Annotated in this window: 16 protein-coding genes; 5 read left to right on the top strand and 11 right to left on the bottom strand. The window is 65.9% G+C overall.

The features are described 5' to 3' along the window. Positions 1-47 precede the first annotated feature (47 nt). Positions 48-320, top strand: coding sequence for a ribbon-helix-helix domain-containing protein (locus tag EO245_RS01735; RefSeq protein WP_128891313.1), 273 nt, complete (start codon positions 48-50; stop codon positions 318-320). A gap of 7 nt (positions 321-327) precedes the next feature. Here EO245_RS01735 and EO245_RS01740 read toward each other — a convergent pair whose 3' ends face one another. Together EO245_RS01740 and murA are read right to left on the bottom strand one after the other, a co-directional pair. Then, positions 328-552 (bottom strand): hypothetical protein, encoded by a 225-nt coding sequence (locus EO245_RS01740; RefSeq protein ID WP_128891314.1) that lies wholly within the window; start codon positions 550-552, stop codon positions 328-330. A 62-nt stretch (positions 553-614) separates the two neighbouring features. Further along, on the bottom strand, positions 615-1,898 hold the full coding sequence (gene murA, locus EO245_RS01745) for a UDP-N-acetylglucosamine 1-carboxyvinyltransferase (RefSeq protein WP_128891315.1): 1,284 nt from the start codon (positions 1,896-1,898) through the stop codon (positions 615-617). Between the two features lie 104 nt (positions 1,899-2,002). Here murA and galU point away from each other — a divergent pair, with 104 nt between their 5' ends. Beyond that, positions 2,003-2,890 carry a UTP--glucose-1-phosphate uridylyltransferase GalU gene (galU, locus tag EO245_RS01750; protein WP_128891316.1) on the top strand — a complete coding sequence of 296 codons (888 nt, stop codon included), beginning with the start codon at positions 2,003-2,005 and terminating at the stop codon, positions 2,888-2,890. On the opposite strand, the gene EO245_RS01755 is transcribed toward galU, so the two are convergent. From EO245_RS01755 to EO245_RS01790, 8 genes are all read right to left on the bottom strand, one after another. Next, a complete protein-coding gene (locus EO245_RS01755; RefSeq protein WP_128891317.1) occupies positions 2,891-3,547 on the bottom strand; it encodes a DUF4259 domain-containing protein in 657 nt (218 codons plus the stop codon). A 76-nt stretch (positions 3,548-3,623) separates the two neighbouring features. Continuing rightward, positions 3,624-4,361 (bottom strand): SDR family NAD(P)-dependent oxidoreductase, encoded by a 738-nt coding sequence (locus tag EO245_RS01760; RefSeq protein ID WP_128891318.1) that lies wholly within the window; start codon positions 4,359-4,361, stop codon positions 3,624-3,626. Then, positions 4,358-5,659, bottom strand: coding sequence for a cytochrome P450 (locus EO245_RS01765; RefSeq protein ID WP_128891319.1), 1,302 nt, complete (start codon positions 5,657-5,659; stop codon positions 4,358-4,360). Before EO245_RS01765 ends, EO245_RS01760 begins: the two co-directional genes overlap by 4 nt. Continuing rightward, positions 5,659-7,197: an acyl-CoA synthetase gene (locus EO245_RS01770; RefSeq protein ID WP_128891320.1), complete on the bottom strand. Its 1,539-nt coding sequence runs from the start codon at positions 7,195-7,197 to the stop codon at positions 5,659-5,661. Before EO245_RS01770 ends, EO245_RS01765 begins: the two co-directional genes overlap by 1 nt. A gap of 163 nt (positions 7,198-7,360) precedes the next feature. Further along, a complete protein-coding gene (locus tag EO245_RS01775) occupies positions 7,361-8,065 on the bottom strand; it encodes a M23 family metallopeptidase (RefSeq protein ID WP_128891321.1) in 705 nt (234 codons plus the stop codon). 145 nt (positions 8,066-8,210) lie between these two features. Continuing rightward, positions 8,211-9,020, bottom strand: coding sequence for a ferritin-like domain-containing protein (locus EO245_RS01780; protein ID WP_128891322.1), 810 nt, complete (start codon positions 9,018-9,020; stop codon positions 8,211-8,213). Positions 9,021-9,024: 4 nt separating this feature from the next. After that, a complete protein-coding gene (locus EO245_RS01785) occupies positions 9,025-9,498 on the bottom strand; it encodes a peroxiredoxin (RefSeq protein WP_128891323.1) in 474 nt (157 codons plus the stop codon). Then, entirely contained in the window at positions 9,495-12,263 is a 2,769-nt protein-coding gene (locus EO245_RS01790; RefSeq protein WP_128891324.1) for a bifunctional [glutamine synthetase] adenylyltransferase/[glutamine synthetase]-adenylyl-L-tyrosine phosphorylase, read from the bottom strand. Before EO245_RS01790 ends, EO245_RS01785 begins: the two co-directional genes overlap by 4 nt. 30 nt (positions 12,264-12,293) lie before the next feature. Here EO245_RS01790 and EO245_RS01795 point away from each other — a divergent pair, with 30 nt between their 5' ends. From EO245_RS01795 to EO245_RS13520, 3 genes are read left to right on the top strand one after another with little or no spacing between them, the layout of a single operon-like run. Beyond that, complete coding sequence (locus EO245_RS01795; protein WP_128891325.1) at positions 12,294-13,976, top strand: M28 family metallopeptidase; 1,683 nt, start codon at positions 12,294-12,296, stop codon at positions 13,974-13,976. Positions 13,977-14,008: 32 nt separating this feature from the next. Beyond that, positions 14,009-14,977 (top strand): agmatine deiminase family protein, encoded by a 969-nt coding sequence (locus EO245_RS01800; RefSeq protein WP_128891326.1) that lies wholly within the window; start codon positions 14,009-14,011, stop codon positions 14,975-14,977. 35 nt (positions 14,978-15,012) lie between these two features. Further along, positions 15,013-15,141, top strand: a complete 129-nt coding sequence (locus EO245_RS13520; protein WP_255416948.1) for a hypothetical protein — start codon at positions 15,013-15,015, stop codon at positions 15,139-15,141. On the opposite strand, the gene EO245_RS01805 is transcribed toward EO245_RS13520, so the two are convergent. After that, on the bottom strand, positions 15,130-15,879 hold the full coding sequence (locus tag EO245_RS01805) for a sulfite exporter TauE/SafE family protein (RefSeq protein WP_128891327.1): 750 nt from the start codon (positions 15,877-15,879) through the stop codon (positions 15,130-15,132). The two genes, EO245_RS13520 and EO245_RS01805, sit on opposite strands and share 12 nt — an antisense overlap. Positions 15,880-15,884 lie beyond the last annotated feature (5 nt).

Genomic DNA, 15,884 nt, shown 5'->3' on the forward strand with positions numbered 1-15,884 from the left:
CCCAAAAAATTCGTGTCGAGCGGGCGGCAGGCGTTTAGGACGGCACCATGCCCGCACCCTATCACCCCCCGGTCAAACGCTCGGTCGAGATTGCCGGGCACAAGACCTCGATCAGTCTCGAACCGCTGTTCTGGGAAATGCTGCGCGAGGCGGCTGAGGCGGAAGGCGTGCCGGTCAACGCGCTGGTCGCGCGGATCGACGAGGAGCGCATTGCCGCAGATACACCGCCTGGCCTTGCGGGAGCCATCCGCATCTGGCTCGTCGCGCGCATGAAGAAAGGGCGACCTCGCTTGAGGCCGCCCCTTTCGCATTCGTCCTGACCCTCGGTCAGTATTTCGCGGTCGCGTCGCTCGCCGGGTAGGTCTCGTCGAGCGCCTCGTCGGTCTTGCTCATCGAATCGTGGGTCGCTGTCGATTCAGAACCGGCATTGCGGAACTGGCCTTCCGGTTCGCCATCGGCAAAGGCGACGCCGTTCTTGTCGACGCGCTTCTTCTCGTAATATTTGTACCCGGCAAAGCCGAGCGCACCGAGTGCTGCAAGCTTGAGTAGCATGGTGGAACTCCTTTCTTGCCCGGTAAACGGTCGACCGGGCAGAAAGGTCCGCGAATTCAGCGCTATTCGTCGCCGACCCGTTCGATATCCGCGCCGACGAGTTGCAGCTTCTCTTCCAGCCGCTCGTAACCGCGGTCGAGGTGGTAGATCCGGCGCACGGTCGTCTCGCCTTCGGCGGCGAGCGCGGCGATGATGAGGCTCATCGAAGCGCGCAGGTCGGTCGCCATTACTTCCGCGCCGGTGAGCGTCTCGACGCCCTTGACGATCGCGGTGCGCCCTTCGGTCTCGATGTCCGCGCCCATGCGGTTCAACTCGGGCACGTGCATGTAGCGATTCTCGAAGATGGTCTCCTTGAGAACGCTGGTTCCTTCCGCCTTGCACAGCAGCGCCATCAGCTGCGCCTGCATGTCGGTCGCGAGGCCCGGATAGGGCGCGGTGGTCAGGTTGGTCGCCTTGAGCGGTTTGTCGGCGCACACGCGCACGCCTTCCTTGTGCTCCTCGCAGGTCACGCCGATGTTGCGCAGCGCGTGGAGCGTCGCCTGCATGTCTTCGGCGCTCGCCCCTTCGAGCATTACGTCGCCGCCGGTGATTGCCGCAGCGCAGGCATAGGAGCCGGCCTCGATACGGTCGGCCATGACCTTGTAGGTCGCGCCGTGCAGCTGCTTGACGCCGTGGATCGTGAGGTCGGAGGTGCCGATCCCCTCGATCTCCGCACCCATCGCGACGAGCAGCTTGCACAGGTCGACGATTTCCGGCTCGCGCGCTGCGTTGAACAGGCGGCAGGTGCCCTTGGCGAGGACCGCGGCCATGATCGCGTTCTCAGTCGCGCCGACCGATACGACGGGGAAGTCGAATTCGCCGCCCGGCAGGCCGCCTTCAGGCGCGATAGCCTTCACATAGCCGGCTGCCAGCTCGATCTCGGCGCCGAACGCCTCGAGAGCTTTCAGGTGCAGGTCGATCGGGCGGTTGCCGATCGCGCAGCCGCCGGGAAGCGAAACGGTCGCTTCGCCCATACGCGCAAGCATCGGGCCGAGCACGAGGATCGAGGCGCGCATCTTGCGTACCAGGTCGTAGGGCGCGACGGTCGAGGTGAGGCGCGAGGCTTCGAAAGTCACCACGCGGCCGAATTCTTCAGGACGTTTCCCGCGAATGCCGACCGAGACGCCGAACTGCGTCATCAGGTGCTGGAAACCGTCGATATCGGCAAGGCGCGGCAGGTTGCGCAGCGTCACCGGTTCCTCGGTCAGCAAGGCGCAGGGAATGAGCGTCAGTGCGGAATTCTTGGCCCCCGAAATGGGGAGCGTGCCGGTGAGGCGATTCCCGCCCCGGATGAGAAGCTTGTCCATACGCCAGCGTTTAGCGGGATTGGCGCGCGTGGCAAATGTCATCGCAGCGCAATGCCCTTGTCGCAGTTGACGCGCATCGGACACTCGCCCACACGAAGAGCCCTATGAGCAATCCCAAACCGATCAAAAAGGCCGTTTTTCCCGTCGCGGGTCTCGGCACGCGCTTCCTTCCGGCCACCAAGGCGATCCCGAAGGAACTGCTTCCGATCGTCGACCGGCCACTGATCCAGTATGCGGTGGACGAGGCGCGCGAGGCGGGGATCGAGCAGATGATCTTCGTCACCGGGCGCGGCAAGACCGCCATCGTCGAGCATTTCGACGTCGCCTACGAACTCGAACACACGATGGGCGAACGCGGCAAGGACATGGGCGCGCTCGAGCCGACCCGCGCGACGCCGGGCGACATCATCACCGTGCGACAGCAGGTGCCGATGGGCCTCGGCCACGCGATCTGGTGCGCGCGCGCCATCGTCGGCGACGAGCCCTTCGCCATTTTCCTCCCCGACGAGCTGATGATCGCGAACCGCGACGGCGGCCAGGGCTGCATGAAGCAGATGGTCGATGCCTACGAGAAGACCGGCGGCAACCTCATCAGCGTGCTCGAAGTGCCGCAGGAGGAAGTCTCGAGCTACGGCGTGATCGATCCGGGCGCATCGCAAGGCGCGCTGACCGAAGTGAAGGGGCTGGTCGAAAAGCCGCCCGTCGCCGACGCACCGTCGAACAAGATCATCTCGGGGCGCTACATCCTCCAGCCGGAAGTCATGCGCGTGCTCGAGGACCAGGAAAAGGGCGCGGGCGGCGAAATCCAGCTGACCGACGCGATGGCGAAGATGATCGGGACCCAGCCGTTCCACGCGGTGACATTCGACGGGCGCCGGTTCGACTGCGGCAGCAAGCTCGGCTTCGTCGAGGCGACCCTCGCCCTTGCACTCGAACGCGAGGACATGGGAGCGGACGTACGCGCGATGGCCGAGCGCCTGCTGAAGGGCTGATTACTTTCCCTCGCGCTCGGCTTCGAGCTTCTTCATCACCCATTCGAGCAGTTCATCGTCGAACTGCCAGTTCTGGATCATGTGCTTGGGATGCAGCGCCGCATTGAGGCACTGCAAATGCACCCAGCCGCCGCGCTTGGAAGTCGAGATGTCGTCCTCGTGGATGGTCAGGTCGAGCATGTGGAACTGCTCGTCGCCCATCGGCTGGTCGCAGAACATGCAGGGCGACGGATTGGGCTGCGGCTTCTTCTTGCGCGGCTTTCGCGCCGATTTGGCGGGCTGGTTGAGGCGCTCCATCAGGTCGGTGACCGCGCGGTTCCAGTCGCCCGAACCTTCTTCCGCCCACAGCTCGACCAGCTCGCCCCGGCTCATCACCGCCGAGAGATTGTCGCGCGCATCGTTGTAGAGTTCGAGCGAGGCCTTGCCGAATGCGTGCACCTTTTTCGCCAGCTCGTCGGGCATGTCTTTCGAGCGGTGCCCGCGCATGGCGGCAACGCATTCGCCGGCGACGATGGCGCGGCTTCCCTCGTCGGCCTCGATATACCCGGCCTGGCCGGCGAGCTTCAGCGCACCCGCAATGTCATCGACGCTTTCGATCTCTTCGACGTAATCCAGCGCCGCGTCATTCTCGAACGATCCGGCTCCCCATGCGCCCATGGCCTTGCTCCCCTCGGTTGAGGGTGCGCCCTAACATGGCGTGGGTAAACAAAGCGATGCGCTCGTCGGCGCAGCCCTATTGGAGGGTGAGTCCCCCGTCGACCACGATGGTCTGCCCGAGCACGTAGGACGACAGCGGCGAGGCAAGGAACAGCGAGGCCCCTGCCATTTCCGACGGTTCGCCCATGCGGCGCAGCGGTATGCGCTGGAGCGCGCCTTCGAGCCGCTTGGGATTGTCGGTCGTGACCTTGGTCATCTTGGTCGCGACGAAGCCCGGCGCGATCCCGTTCACCCTGATCCCGTCGCGCGCCCATGCTGCGGCGAGGTTGCGCACCAGTGCGACGGCAGCGGCCTTGGACGCGCCGTAAGCCGGATTGCCGATGGTCGCATGGAAGCCCGCGGTCGAGCTGACGATCTGCAGCGATCCGCCCGCTTCGGCGAGGGCATCATGATGCTTGCGCGCGCAATCCATGACCGAGTTCAGATTGACGTCGAGCACGCGGTTCCAGCCCTCGCGCTCGAACTCCGCGCGGCCGTATTCGACTGCACCCTGGCACAGCACGCAGACGTCGAGACTGTCGAAGCCGGGTGCCGCATCGACCGCCGCCGGATCGGAGACATCGACCTGCGCGTATTCGAGCCCGGTCAGGTCCGAGCCTTCGTCGCCCGCATAATCGTCTGCCGAAGCCCGCGTGCCCCAGACGTGGACCGATGCGCCGCGCTCGCGAAAGGCCTGCGCGATACCATTGCCGATCCCGCTGGACCCGCCGACGACGAGCACTGTCTTGCCGGAGAAATCGAGCGGGTCGCTCATGCCGGGGTGATCCGCAGCGGCAGCGTCTTCAGCCCGCCGACGAAGGTCGACTTGGAGCGCGCCGGTTCGCCAGCCAGCTCGACGCTATCGACGCGGTCGAGCAGGGTTTCGAACAGGATGCGCATTTCGAGGCGCGCGAGATGCAGGCCGAGGCACTGGTGCGCCCCTGCCCCGAAGGCAAGATGGCGGTTGGGGCTGCGCGCGGCATCGAACTTGCGCGGATCCTCGAATTGCTCGGGGTCGTGATTGGCCGCGACATAGTTGATCATCAGCCAGTCGCCCTTGGCGATCTTCTGCCCGCCGACCTCGGTATCTTCGGCCGCGGTGCGCATGAAGTGTTGCACCGGGCTGGTCCAGCGGATCGCCTCCTCGACGATACCGGGCAGCAGCGAGCGGTCGGCCTTGACCTTGGCCCATTGCTCCGGGTCCTTCGCGAGCGCGAGCATCGCGCCCGCCGTGCTGGCAGAGGTGGTGTCGTGACCCGCGGCGGCGACGATGATGTAGTAGCCCATCATGTCGCGGTCGTTGAGTGGTTCGCCGTCGACCGTCGCATTGGCGATCGTGCTCGCCACATCGTCGCTCGGATTGGCCCGCTTTTCCGCCGTCAGCCCGGCGAAATAAGCCTCGAAATCCTTCACCGCGCCTGCAACGAGCTGCGTAATCGCCTCGGGCGGCAGGTCCTTCATGCCCGACTGGTTGAGGTCCTCGTCCTGCCCGCCGAACATCTGCTGGGTGAGCATCAGCATGCGCGGCTCGTCCTCTTCCGGCACGCCGAGGATCTGCATCACCACATGCAGCGGATAGGGCGCGGAGACGAGCTTGCAGAAGTCGACCTCGGGCCCAGCCGCGAGCATCCGGTCGACCGTGGCATTCGCGATGCCGCGAATCTCGTCTTCGATGCTGCGCAGGTTCTTGGGCATGAACCATTCCTGCGTCAGCTTGCGATACTTCATGTGGATCGGCGCATCGAAAGTGACGAGGCTCGCCACCATGTGCGGGCTACCGCCGGTGATCTGCTTGGCGAACTCGATCCCCTCGACCAGCGAGAACACGACGCTGCGCGGATTGTTGAGGAAGGTCGCATTGTCCTTCGAAATGCGCATCACGTCGTCATAGCGCGTGACCAGCCAGAAGGGATCGAACACGCCGTCTTCCGATGGCTCGATCCACGCGACGGGGTTCTCTTCGCGCAGGCGGTCGAACGTGTCGAGCAGCGGGTCCCACGCGGCATAGCTCTGCGGATCGATGACCGCGCGGGCGGTGTCGGGATCGACGCTCGGTTTCGCGCTGGTAGCCATCACGCGCTCTCCTGCGCCTTGGCGGCATATTCATCGCGCAATTCGCGCTTGTAGAGCTTGCCGTTCGCCTCGCGCGGTAGCTCGGGGCGGAAGTCGAACATCTTGGGCATCTTGATGCGCGCGAGGTTCGGCGCGAGATAGTCGCGCAGTTCCTGTTCGAAGTCGTCACCCGCATCCGCCATGTCGACCGGCTGGACGACCGCGACGACCTTCTCGCCGAGATCGGGGCACGGCGCGCCGATGACCGCCGCATCCATCACCTTGTCATGGCTGACGAGCAGGTTTTCGACTTCCTGCGGATAGATGTTCACCCCGCCCGAGATGATCATGTGGCTCTTGCGGTCGGTGAGGTAGAGATAGCCGTCCTCGTCCACGTGGCCGATGTCGCCGATGGTGAACCAGCCCTTGGGATGCATCGCCTCGGCGGTCTTGTCGGGATCGTTGTGATAGGTCGGCAGGATCTCGTTCTCGAAATAGATGAGCCCGTCCTGGCCCGTCGGCAATTCCTCGCCATCCGGGCCGCAGACATGGAGCGTGCCGTAGATCGCCTTGCCGACGGTGCCGGGATGCTCGAGCCAGTCGGCGGCGTGGACCATGGTCATGCCCGTGCCTTCGGAGCCGGCATAATATTCGTTCACGATCGGGCCCCACCATTCGATCATCTGCTTCTTGATCGGGACCGGGCATGGCGCCGCGGCGTGGAGCGCGCGCTGGTGGCTCGACAAGTCGTATTTGGTGCGGATTTCTTCCGGCAGCTTGAGCATGCGCACGAAATGCGTCGGCACCCACTGGCTGTCGGTCACCTTGTATTTCTCGATAGCGGCGAGCGCGGTTTCCGGATCGAAGCGCTCCATCATCACCACCGTCCCGCCAAGGCGGTGCACGATCGACGACCAGGCGATCGGCGCGGCATGATAGAGCGGCGCAGGCGAGAGATAGACCATCGATCCGTCGCTCGGCATCTGCGCGCCCATCACGGCGAGGCCCATGAGCGGGATGACCGCCTGCGGATCGGGATCTTCCGGCGGGGCGGGGCGCACACCTTTCGGCCGGCCGGTCGTGCCCGAGCTGTAGAGCATGACGAGGCCAGCCTGCTGGTCGTCGATCGGATCGGATGGCTGGGCCGCGAGCGCTTCGGCGAAGCTCTCCTCGCCCTCGGTATCCATCATCAGTACCGGCAGGTCGGGGCACTCGGCGCGAATGCCTTCGAGCACGTCGGCGAACTTGGGCGACGTGATCAGCAGCTTCGCTTCGCTGTCCTTCAGGATGTAGGAAATCTCCGGCGCGGTAAGCCGGGTGGAGATCGGGACGAGCATGGTGCCTGCCCGCTGCGAACCCCAGATCAGCGTGTAATATTCGATCCGGTTTTCGAGTAGCAGCGCAAAGGCGTCTTCCGGGCCGAAGCCGCGCGAGCGCAGCAGCTGGGCGAAGCGGTTGGCGTTGGCTTCCAGTTCGCCATAGGTCATCTGCTCGCCGCTGCCCGCCATGATGATGGCGGGATGATCGGGACGGGTTTTCGCATGTGCGATAGGGTGCATCGGTAACTCTCTCCCTTTCGGCCTCTTTTGAGCCGTTTGGTTGTGAGTCGAAACCTACCCGTCACACCGCGCTCGGCAAGGAAAAAGGGCGCCGGATTGCTCCGACGCCCCTTTTCTTTCGTCCTGCCGGGGCAGGAACGATGGAATCTTGTGTCTGGTCCGCTTACTCGGCGCCGCCGCGGCCGCCTTCGCCGCGATACATGGCGTAGGCCTGCTGCGCGTCGTTTTCGGCCATGTAGGGAACCGGGTTCACCGGGCGGCCGTCGATGCGCACCTCATAGTGCAGGTGCGGGCCGGTCGAACGGCCGGTCGAGCCGACGAAGCCGATCAGTTCGCCCTTCTTCACTTCCTGGCCGGCGCGCACGTTGAGGCGCGAGAGGTGGGCGAAGCGGGTCTGGATGTCCGAGCCGTGCTCGATCGCGATATAGAGGCCGTAGCTGCTGAAGCGGTCGGCGCGGCTGACGGTGCCGTCGGCGGTCGCGTAAACCGGCGTGCCGGTCGGAGCAGCGAGATCGACGCCGTTGTGGCGACGCTTGCCACCGAGGACCGGATGCGTGCGCATGCCGTAGTCGCTGGTCAGCTGTGCCATGTCGAGCGGCATGCGCGAGGGAACCGAAACGCTTGCGACCGGAGCCGGTGCCGGGCCCTTGCCCACGTTGTCGAGCTTCTTCCACTGCGCGAAGAGCTGGCGGAAATCTTCATCGCCCGCGCCATCCACGGCGACTTCGGCAGCGGCCTTGGGAGCCGGTGCAGCGACGTCTGCGGCATTGGTGACATCGGCGAGTGCCGGGGTGGCAGCGATCGTAGCGTAGCCGGCGATGGCGGCGATAAGCGACTTAGCTGCGCGCTTGGTAAGGTTAGCGACCAATTTTCCCGTCCTTTTTATCTCGGCCCGTTTTCGAACCGAAGGATCCCTATCGCGACCTGCCGAGACCCCTTCTGGACCGGTATCGCGATGTTTTTTTGCCAAGTGCGGAACAAACCGCCTCAGTGCGTATTGTGGTTCTGACGGATTAAATCGCAGGCGCAAGGCTCTCGTAGAAGTCTCGCGACAAACCGGCTGCAAGACGCGCCGAGTCGTTGAATGGCGGTTTTATCGCACCCCGAAAATGCGTTCGAACGAGGTTTTTCCAGTGATTCTGGGGGTGAAGCCCGTTGTGCTCGCAGAATGCCAGGAAGTGCTTGGTGCCGTAGGCAACGTGGCGCACTTCGTCGTCAAGGATTCGTTCGAGAATCCTGGCACCGTTCTCGTCCCCCTGCGCGCGCACGCGTGAAAGGGTTGCCGGCGTGACGTCGAGACCGCGCGCCTCCAGCACCATGGGAACGATGGCGAGCCGCGCCGCGACGTCATGCGAAGTCGATTCGGCGGCCTGCCACAGCCCGGCGTGGGCAGGCAGGGCGCCATAGTAGCTGCCGAGCGTCTTCAGCTTCCGGTCGAGCAGGGCGAAATGCATCGCTTCATCGGCTGCGACCGACAGGAAGTCGGAGACGAACTCCTCCCCCATCCCAGCGCCGAACCGCCCGACGATATCGAGCGCGAGGTCGATCGCGACGAATTCGATATGCGCGAGCGAGTGCCACAGCGCGATGCGCGTGCGCTCGGAGCCCGCCTTGCCGCGCTTGGGCATCTCGCGCGGGGGCAGGAGCTGCGGCTCGTCCGGCCAGGCCGGTCGGTCGGGCATCGCCTCGCCCAGCTCGAGCCGCAGCCTGCCCAGCCGCCAGTTGCGCGCGACGTCACGCGCCGCGAAGGCCTTGGCCTTCGGATCGGCGGTCAGCAGCGCCGCGCGGATCGCGCGGTCGAGGGGCGGACGGGAGTCGGTCAAGCTTCTAGAGCGATTGGGCCACGGCGAGCACTTCGGCCGCGTGGTCCTTCACCTTCACCTTGGGCCAGATGCGCGCGATCTTGCCGTCGGCATCGACGAGATAGGTCGAGCGGATCATGCCCATGAAGGTCTTGCCGTACATCTTCTTCTCGCCCCACACGCCGAGCGCGTCGGACAGGCCGCCCTCTTCCGCGTCGGTCGCGAGGTCGACGGTCAGGTCGTGCTTGGCGATGAAGTTCTGATGCTTCTTGGGCGAGTCCTTGCTTACGCCGAGCAGCGCGCAGCCAGCCTTCTCGAAATCGGCCTTGAGCGCGGAGAAGTCCTTCGCCTCGGTCGTGCAGCCCGGCGTGTTGTCCTTCGGATAGAAGAACACGACCAGCTTGCGGCCCTTGAAGTCGGACGGCTTCACGCTGCCGCCATCGGGGGTTTCCATCGCGATATCGGGCATGACGTCGCCTGCCTGCGGAAATGCGCTCATTGCTCTGTCTCCAGTGTCTCGCCGAATGTCTCGGCCCATTGCGTAGCGACCCCTTGCCGTGCCTCGGTGATGGCTTGCAAGAGGGTCTCGATGGTTTCCTCGCCGACCAGCCGCGCCATGGCCTGCGCCGCGGTCGGGTGCGGAATGCTGCGCTCGGGCGCGAGCAATCGCCCGACGACGAGGATACGCGTCATGAAGTCATGCGCGTCGACGACGGCCCGGGATACCAGCCCTTTCGCCTGCAACGCCGCCAGCGCCTCGCCCAGGTCCTGCACCAGCGCGGTGCGTTCGCGTAGCTGGAGGAAATGCGCGAGGAACTCGATATCGACCAGGCCGCCGCGCAGCAGTTTCACGTCGAGCGGTCCGCCCGGCACCTTCGCCTTGGCGATCTCGTCGCGCATGGCGAGCACGTCCTTGCGCAGCTGGGCGGGCTCGCGCTCGATGCACAGCACTTCGCCGACGACGCGTTCGATTTCGCTGCGCACTTCGCTCGATCCGGAGAGGACGCGCGCCCGGGTGAGCGCCATGTGCTCCCACGTCCAGGCATCCTCGTGCTGGTAGCGCTCGAACGCCTCGATGCTGACGGCAAGCGGCCCCTGCACGCCCTGCGGCCGCAGCCTTGTATCGACCTCGTAGAGCGCGCCCTCGGCAGTCGGCACGCTCATCGCCGCGCTCACCCGCTGGGCGAGGCGGTTGTAATAATGCGTCGGGCCGAGCGGGCGCTTGCCGTCGCTTTCCCCGTCGAGCGAGCCGTTGAAGAGATAGATGATGTCGAGGTCGGAGGCATGGGTCAGCATCCCGCCGCCCAGCCTCCCCAAGCCGACCACCGCCAGTTCGCTGTCGGCAAAACCGCCGTGCTGGCGGGCGAACTCGCGCGATGCGGCGCGCGTGGCGACCTGCAAGGCCGCTTCCGCCAGACGCGCGAGAGCAGCACCCACTTCGAGCGGGTCGCGTGCGCCGGTGATCAATTGCACCCCGAGCGCGAAGCGCGTCTCGCCAGTGACGATGCGCAGCCTGTCGAGCAGCCGCTCGTAATCGTCGGTATCGACTCCGGCTTCGAGCTGCTCGACCAGCTCCTCGACACTGCCGGGAAGTTCGAGCGCGCTGCGATCGATCAGCGTGTCGAGCAATTCTGGCCGCCGGCCGATCGCATCCGCCAGCGGGTCGGCGAGGGTGAGGATCTGCACCATCTGTTCGAGCAGGCCGGGCCGCGCCTCGATCAGGCGGAACAGGTTGATCGCGCTCGAGGCCTTCTCCAGCACCTGCTCCCAGCGAACCAGCGCGCGTTCCGGGTCGGGCGCCTCGGCGAGCGATTCGAGCAGGGCGGGTCGGATCGCCTCGAAAGCGGCCAGCGCCGCCGGGCTGCGCAGCGCGCGGTAGCTGCCGTCGCCCCATGCGCGGACCCGCTCGGCCGTGGCTTGCGGATCGTCGAACCCGAGATGCGCGATCTCTTCGGTGAGCGTGCGTTCGCTGGAACCGCCGCCGGGCTTCTCGGTATCGATCAGCCGGTCGAAGCGGCTCGCGACCGTCTCGGTCAGTTCGCGGCAATGGGCGACCAGCGCGGCGCCATCGGCAAAGCCGGAAAGATGCGCGACGTTCTCCAGCGCCTCGCCTTCGGGGAAGGAATGGGTCTGGCGATCGTGGACCATCTGCAATCTGTGCTCGATCGTGCGCAGGCCGTCGTAGGCATCGCCCAGTTCGCGCGCGTCCTCACCCGCAATGATGCCCGCTGCAGCCAGCGCATCGAGTGCATCACGCGTGCCCTTGCAGCGCAGCGAGCGGTCGCGCCCGCCATGGATCAGCTGGTGCGTCTGGGCGAAGAACTCGACCTCGCGAATCCCTCCGCGCCCCTGCTTCACATTGAAGCCGGGCCCCGGCTCGCGCGGGCCGTCGTGATTGGCCCTGATCCGCGCGGTCAGTCGCTCGATCTCCTGGATCGCCCCGAAGTCGAGACTGCGCCGCCAGACGAACGGCTTGATCGCATCGAGGAAGTCCTCGCCCGCCGCGACATCGCCCGCCGCTGCTCGCGCACGGATATAGGCCGCACGCTCCCACGTCAGGGCGCTCGATTCGTAGTGCGACAGGGCGGCATTGACCGAAACCGCGAGCGGGCTGACTTCCGATGCCGGGCGCAGCCGCAGGTCGACGCGGAAGACGTAGCCGTCGGGCGTAGTCTCCGACAGCAGCCGCGCGACCTCGCGCGCATAGCGCTGTGCCGCCTCGCCCGGCTCGTCGCGCTCGCGACGGGCAAGGCGTTCGGGATCGAATAGCAGGATCGGGTCGATGTCGGAACTGTAGTTGAGCTCGCCCGCGCCGTGCTTGCCGAGTGCGAGCGCGATGAAACCGTCGGCTCCCGCACCTTCGACGCGGCGGTCGATCGCTGCGGCGATGGCCCGGTCGAGCGCATCGTCGGCGAACTGCGAAAGTTCTTCCATGACACGGGTGACGGGGAATGCCCCGGCAAGATCGCCCACCGCCAGCGCGGTCGCCAGGCCCAGGCGTTCGCGCCGCAGCGCCTTGCCGGTGTCGCTTTCATCGCTGCCCTGATTGCGCGCCCAGGTGAGTGCCGCCTCGCCCTCGCCCTTCGCGAGCAGGTCGGCGAGATCGGGCTGGCGCTCCAGCGCGCGGCACAGGAAGGGCGAGAACCGCCGCGCCCGCTCCAGTGCATCTGCCCAATCAGCCATGGCCCAAGCACTGCCCGCGACGCGTGACGAGTGCAAGCATCGCGCTTGCGGGCGGGCGCGCTCTTTGCGATGGAGGCGCATCGCAAATCCCAATGGGACGAGGAAATCCGAATGATCCGCAGTATTCTTGCCGCCGGTGCGGCACTCACACTTGCCGCCTGCAACGGCGCGGGAACCGAAACGGGCTCGTCGCTCGACATCCCGCAGGTCGAACCCGGCGACATTTCGCAGCAGACCATGATCGACGTCACGCGCACGCTATCGTCCGACGAATTCGAGGGCCGCATGCCCGGCACCGCGGGCGAGGAAAAGACCGTCGCCCTGCTGACCGAGAAATTCGCCGCCGCCGGTCTCGAACCGGGCAATAACGGCTCGTGGGTCCAGAAAGTCCCGCTGGTCGAAATCACCGGCAAGGATTTCGCCCCGCTCACCATCAGCGGCGACGGCGAAACCAAGAGCTACGATTTCGGCCCGCACTGGGTCGGCGTGACCTATCGCGAGGAAGTGCAAACCAAGCTCGATGACAGCGAGCTCGTCTTCGTCGGCTACGGCATCGTCGCGCCCGAACGCGGCTGGAACGACTACGAAGGCATCGACATGACCGGCAAGACCGCGGTCATCCTCGTCAACGATCCCGACTTCGGCACCGAAAGCCTCGAAGGCCCGTTCGGCGGCAAGGCGATGACCTATTACGGCCGCTGGACCTACAAGTATGAAGAAGCCGCGCGCCAGGGCGCTGCCGGTGCGATCATCGTCCACGACACCGCGCCTGCTTCCTACGGCTGGAACGTGGTCGAATCCTCGTGGAGCGGCCCGCAGGCCTATGCCCAGCGCGGCGAAAACGCTCCGCCGCTCACGACCATGAACGGCTGGGTGCAGAACAATGTCGCGCGTGAAATCCTGTCGATGGCGGGCAAGGACCTCGACGAGCTGACGGGCATGGCGAAGACCAAGGGCTTCAAGCCGGTCCCGCTCGGCGTCAATGCCTCGACCAGCTTCCGCAACGACATCCGCACCTTCGAATCGCAGAACGTGATCGGCGTGCTCAAGGGCAAGACGCGCCCCGAGGAATATGTCATCCACACCGCGCACTGGGACCACCTCGGTCGATGCACGGCGGCGGAAGACGGCGACGACATCTGCAACGGCGCGGTCGACAATGCGACCGGAACCGCAGCGCTCGTCGCTCTCGCCGAAGCGCATGCCAAGGCGGGCGCCCCTGATCGCAGCCTCGTTTTCCTTGCTGTCACGGCAGAGGAATCGGGCCTGCTCGGCGCCTATTATTACGCCTCGAACCCGGTGTTCCCGCTGAGCCAGACGGTCGGCGGCATCAATATGGATGCCTTCCTCGTCGGCGGCCCGTCGAAGGATGTGACCGTCGTCGGCCCCGGCAAGTCGCAGCTCGACGAGTTCCTCAACCAGGCGCTCAAGGCCGACGGCCGCTTCCCGACGCCGAACCCCAATCCGGAAGCGGGCTACTACTATCGCTCGGACCACTTCGCTTTCGCGAAGCAGGGCGTGCCGATGCTCTATGTCGATGGCGGTGAAGACCTTGTCGAAGGTGGCCGCGAAGCGGGCGCTGCGCTCGGTGCCGAGTACCGCGAGAACCGCTATCACGGGCCGAAGGACGAGTTCGACGAGAACTGGGACTGGTCGGGCGTGATGCAGGACCTCCAGCTGTTCTATCGCATCGGCCGCATGCTCGCGATGAGCGAGAGCTGGCCGAACTGGAACGAGGGTGACGAATTCCGCGCCACCCGCGATGCCAGCTGCGAGGCCGGCGAGGGCTGCTGAGCCCTCTCGGACAGGAAACGGAAGGCCGATCCATGAGCATCCTCATGCCGCCCGAATGGGCGAAGCAGGACTGGTTGTGGATCGGCTTCCCGCATGATGGCGAGGAATGGCCCGGCTACCTCGCCCGCGCGCAGGAGCAGATCGCCGCATTCGCCAATGCGGTCGCCGACAGCGGTCAGGAAGTGCGCCTGCTGGTGCGCGACGCGGCGAACGAGGCACGGGCGCGCGAACTCGTCTCGGGCGGTGTAACGCTCGAGCGGCGCGAATTCGGCGACATCTGGCTGCGCGATACCGGTCCGCTGGTGCGGGCCGACGGCTCGGCCCTGCGCTGCCGCTTTAATGGCTGGGGCGAGAAATACCTCATGGACGGCGACCAGACGATCGGCGCCGAGCTGGCCGAGGATGCCGGGCTTCCGGTGGTGGCGAGCGACTGGATCCTCGAGGGCGGCGCGATAGATGGCGACGGAACGGGGCTGGTCGCTACGACCGAGCAATGCCTGCTCAATCCCAATCGCAATCCCGAACTCTCGCGCGAGGAGATCGAGCAGCGCCTTGCCCGCGACCTCGGGTTCGATCGCGTGCTGTGGCTCGGCGACGGGCTGATCAACGATCACACCGACGGCCATGTCGACAATCTTGCGCGCTTCGTCGCACCGAACCGCCTGTGCCTGCCGCGCGCCACGGGCGAGGCCGATCCGAATGCAGCGATCTATGCCGATGCGAAACGGCGGGCGCAGGATTTCGGGGTCGAAGTGGTCGAAATCCCCTCGCCCGGCCTGATTACGCGCGGCGACATGGTCGAACCGGCGAGCTATGTGAATTTTGCGATCACCAGCAATCTCGTCGTTGTGCCGACATTCGGTTCGGTCCATGACGAGGCGGGGGTCGCCGCGATTGCCGAGCTGTTCCCCGACCGCGCCACCATCGGCCTGCCGGGCGATGCCGTGCTAGCGGGCGGCGGCGGCTTCCACTGCGCCAGCCAGCAGATGCCTTCGCTTTAAGGCTTTCTTAGGGGGCGACGCGCCATGCTCGTCCCATGAGCAAGGCCATTGCCCTCATCCGTAGCGAAACGCGCCCGCAGGACCTGCTGCGCACGGCTATCGTCGTCGGCTGCGCCGCGTCGCTCGCGCTCGCAGGCCAGGCCTTCCCGCTACTAGCCCTGTAACAGCTTCACCAGCGCAGCGATTGCCGCTGCCGCCAGCGTGAACGCGACGAACCCGCGCCACAGCGCGTCGTTCACCTTGCCGAACGCCTTCGCGCCGAGCCAGTTGCCGACCAGCACCGCAGGGAACAGCATGAGCCCGAAAAGCAGCAGGCGCCATTCCATCACGCCGATCGCGACGCCGGAACTCAGGCCCGCGAAGGATGCGATGGTGAAGATCAGCAGCATCGACGCCTTTGCGGTCACGCGCGGGATCGCGCGGCCGACGTAGTAAGGCACGACCGGCGGGCCGGGCATGCCTGCAAAGCCCGTCAGGAGCCCGCTCGAAATGCCGACCGCACCGGTGACCAGCGGGCCCGGCTGCGCGGCTCCGCGCTGCGGGAGAAGGATCGCGGCAAAGGCCGACAAGGCGACGAGCGCGATAAGGAAACGGGCGAGGTTTTCCGGGGTCGATGCAAGCGCGACAAGCCCCGGCAGGGTCGCGACGAGGACGAGCCCGCCGATGACCAGCGCGGATTTCTCCGCCTCGCGCAGGATGGTGCGGATTTCGCTCAGCCCGATCATCAGCGCGAGGACATTGGTCACCAGCACCGCCTCGACCGGCGAGAGAGCCAGCGCGAGGATCGGGACCAGCAGGATCGCCATGCCGAACCCCGCCAGCCCGCGCACGAAGGCGGAAACGAAGGTCGCAGCCAGCGCCGCCGCGATCTGGACGGCGGTGAAGCCGGCGAGGATTTCCACGTCCT

This window comes from Erythrobacter sp. HKB08 (assembly GCF_004114695.1).
GTDB lineage: Bacteria > Pseudomonadota > Alphaproteobacteria > Sphingomonadales > Sphingomonadaceae > Parerythrobacter_A.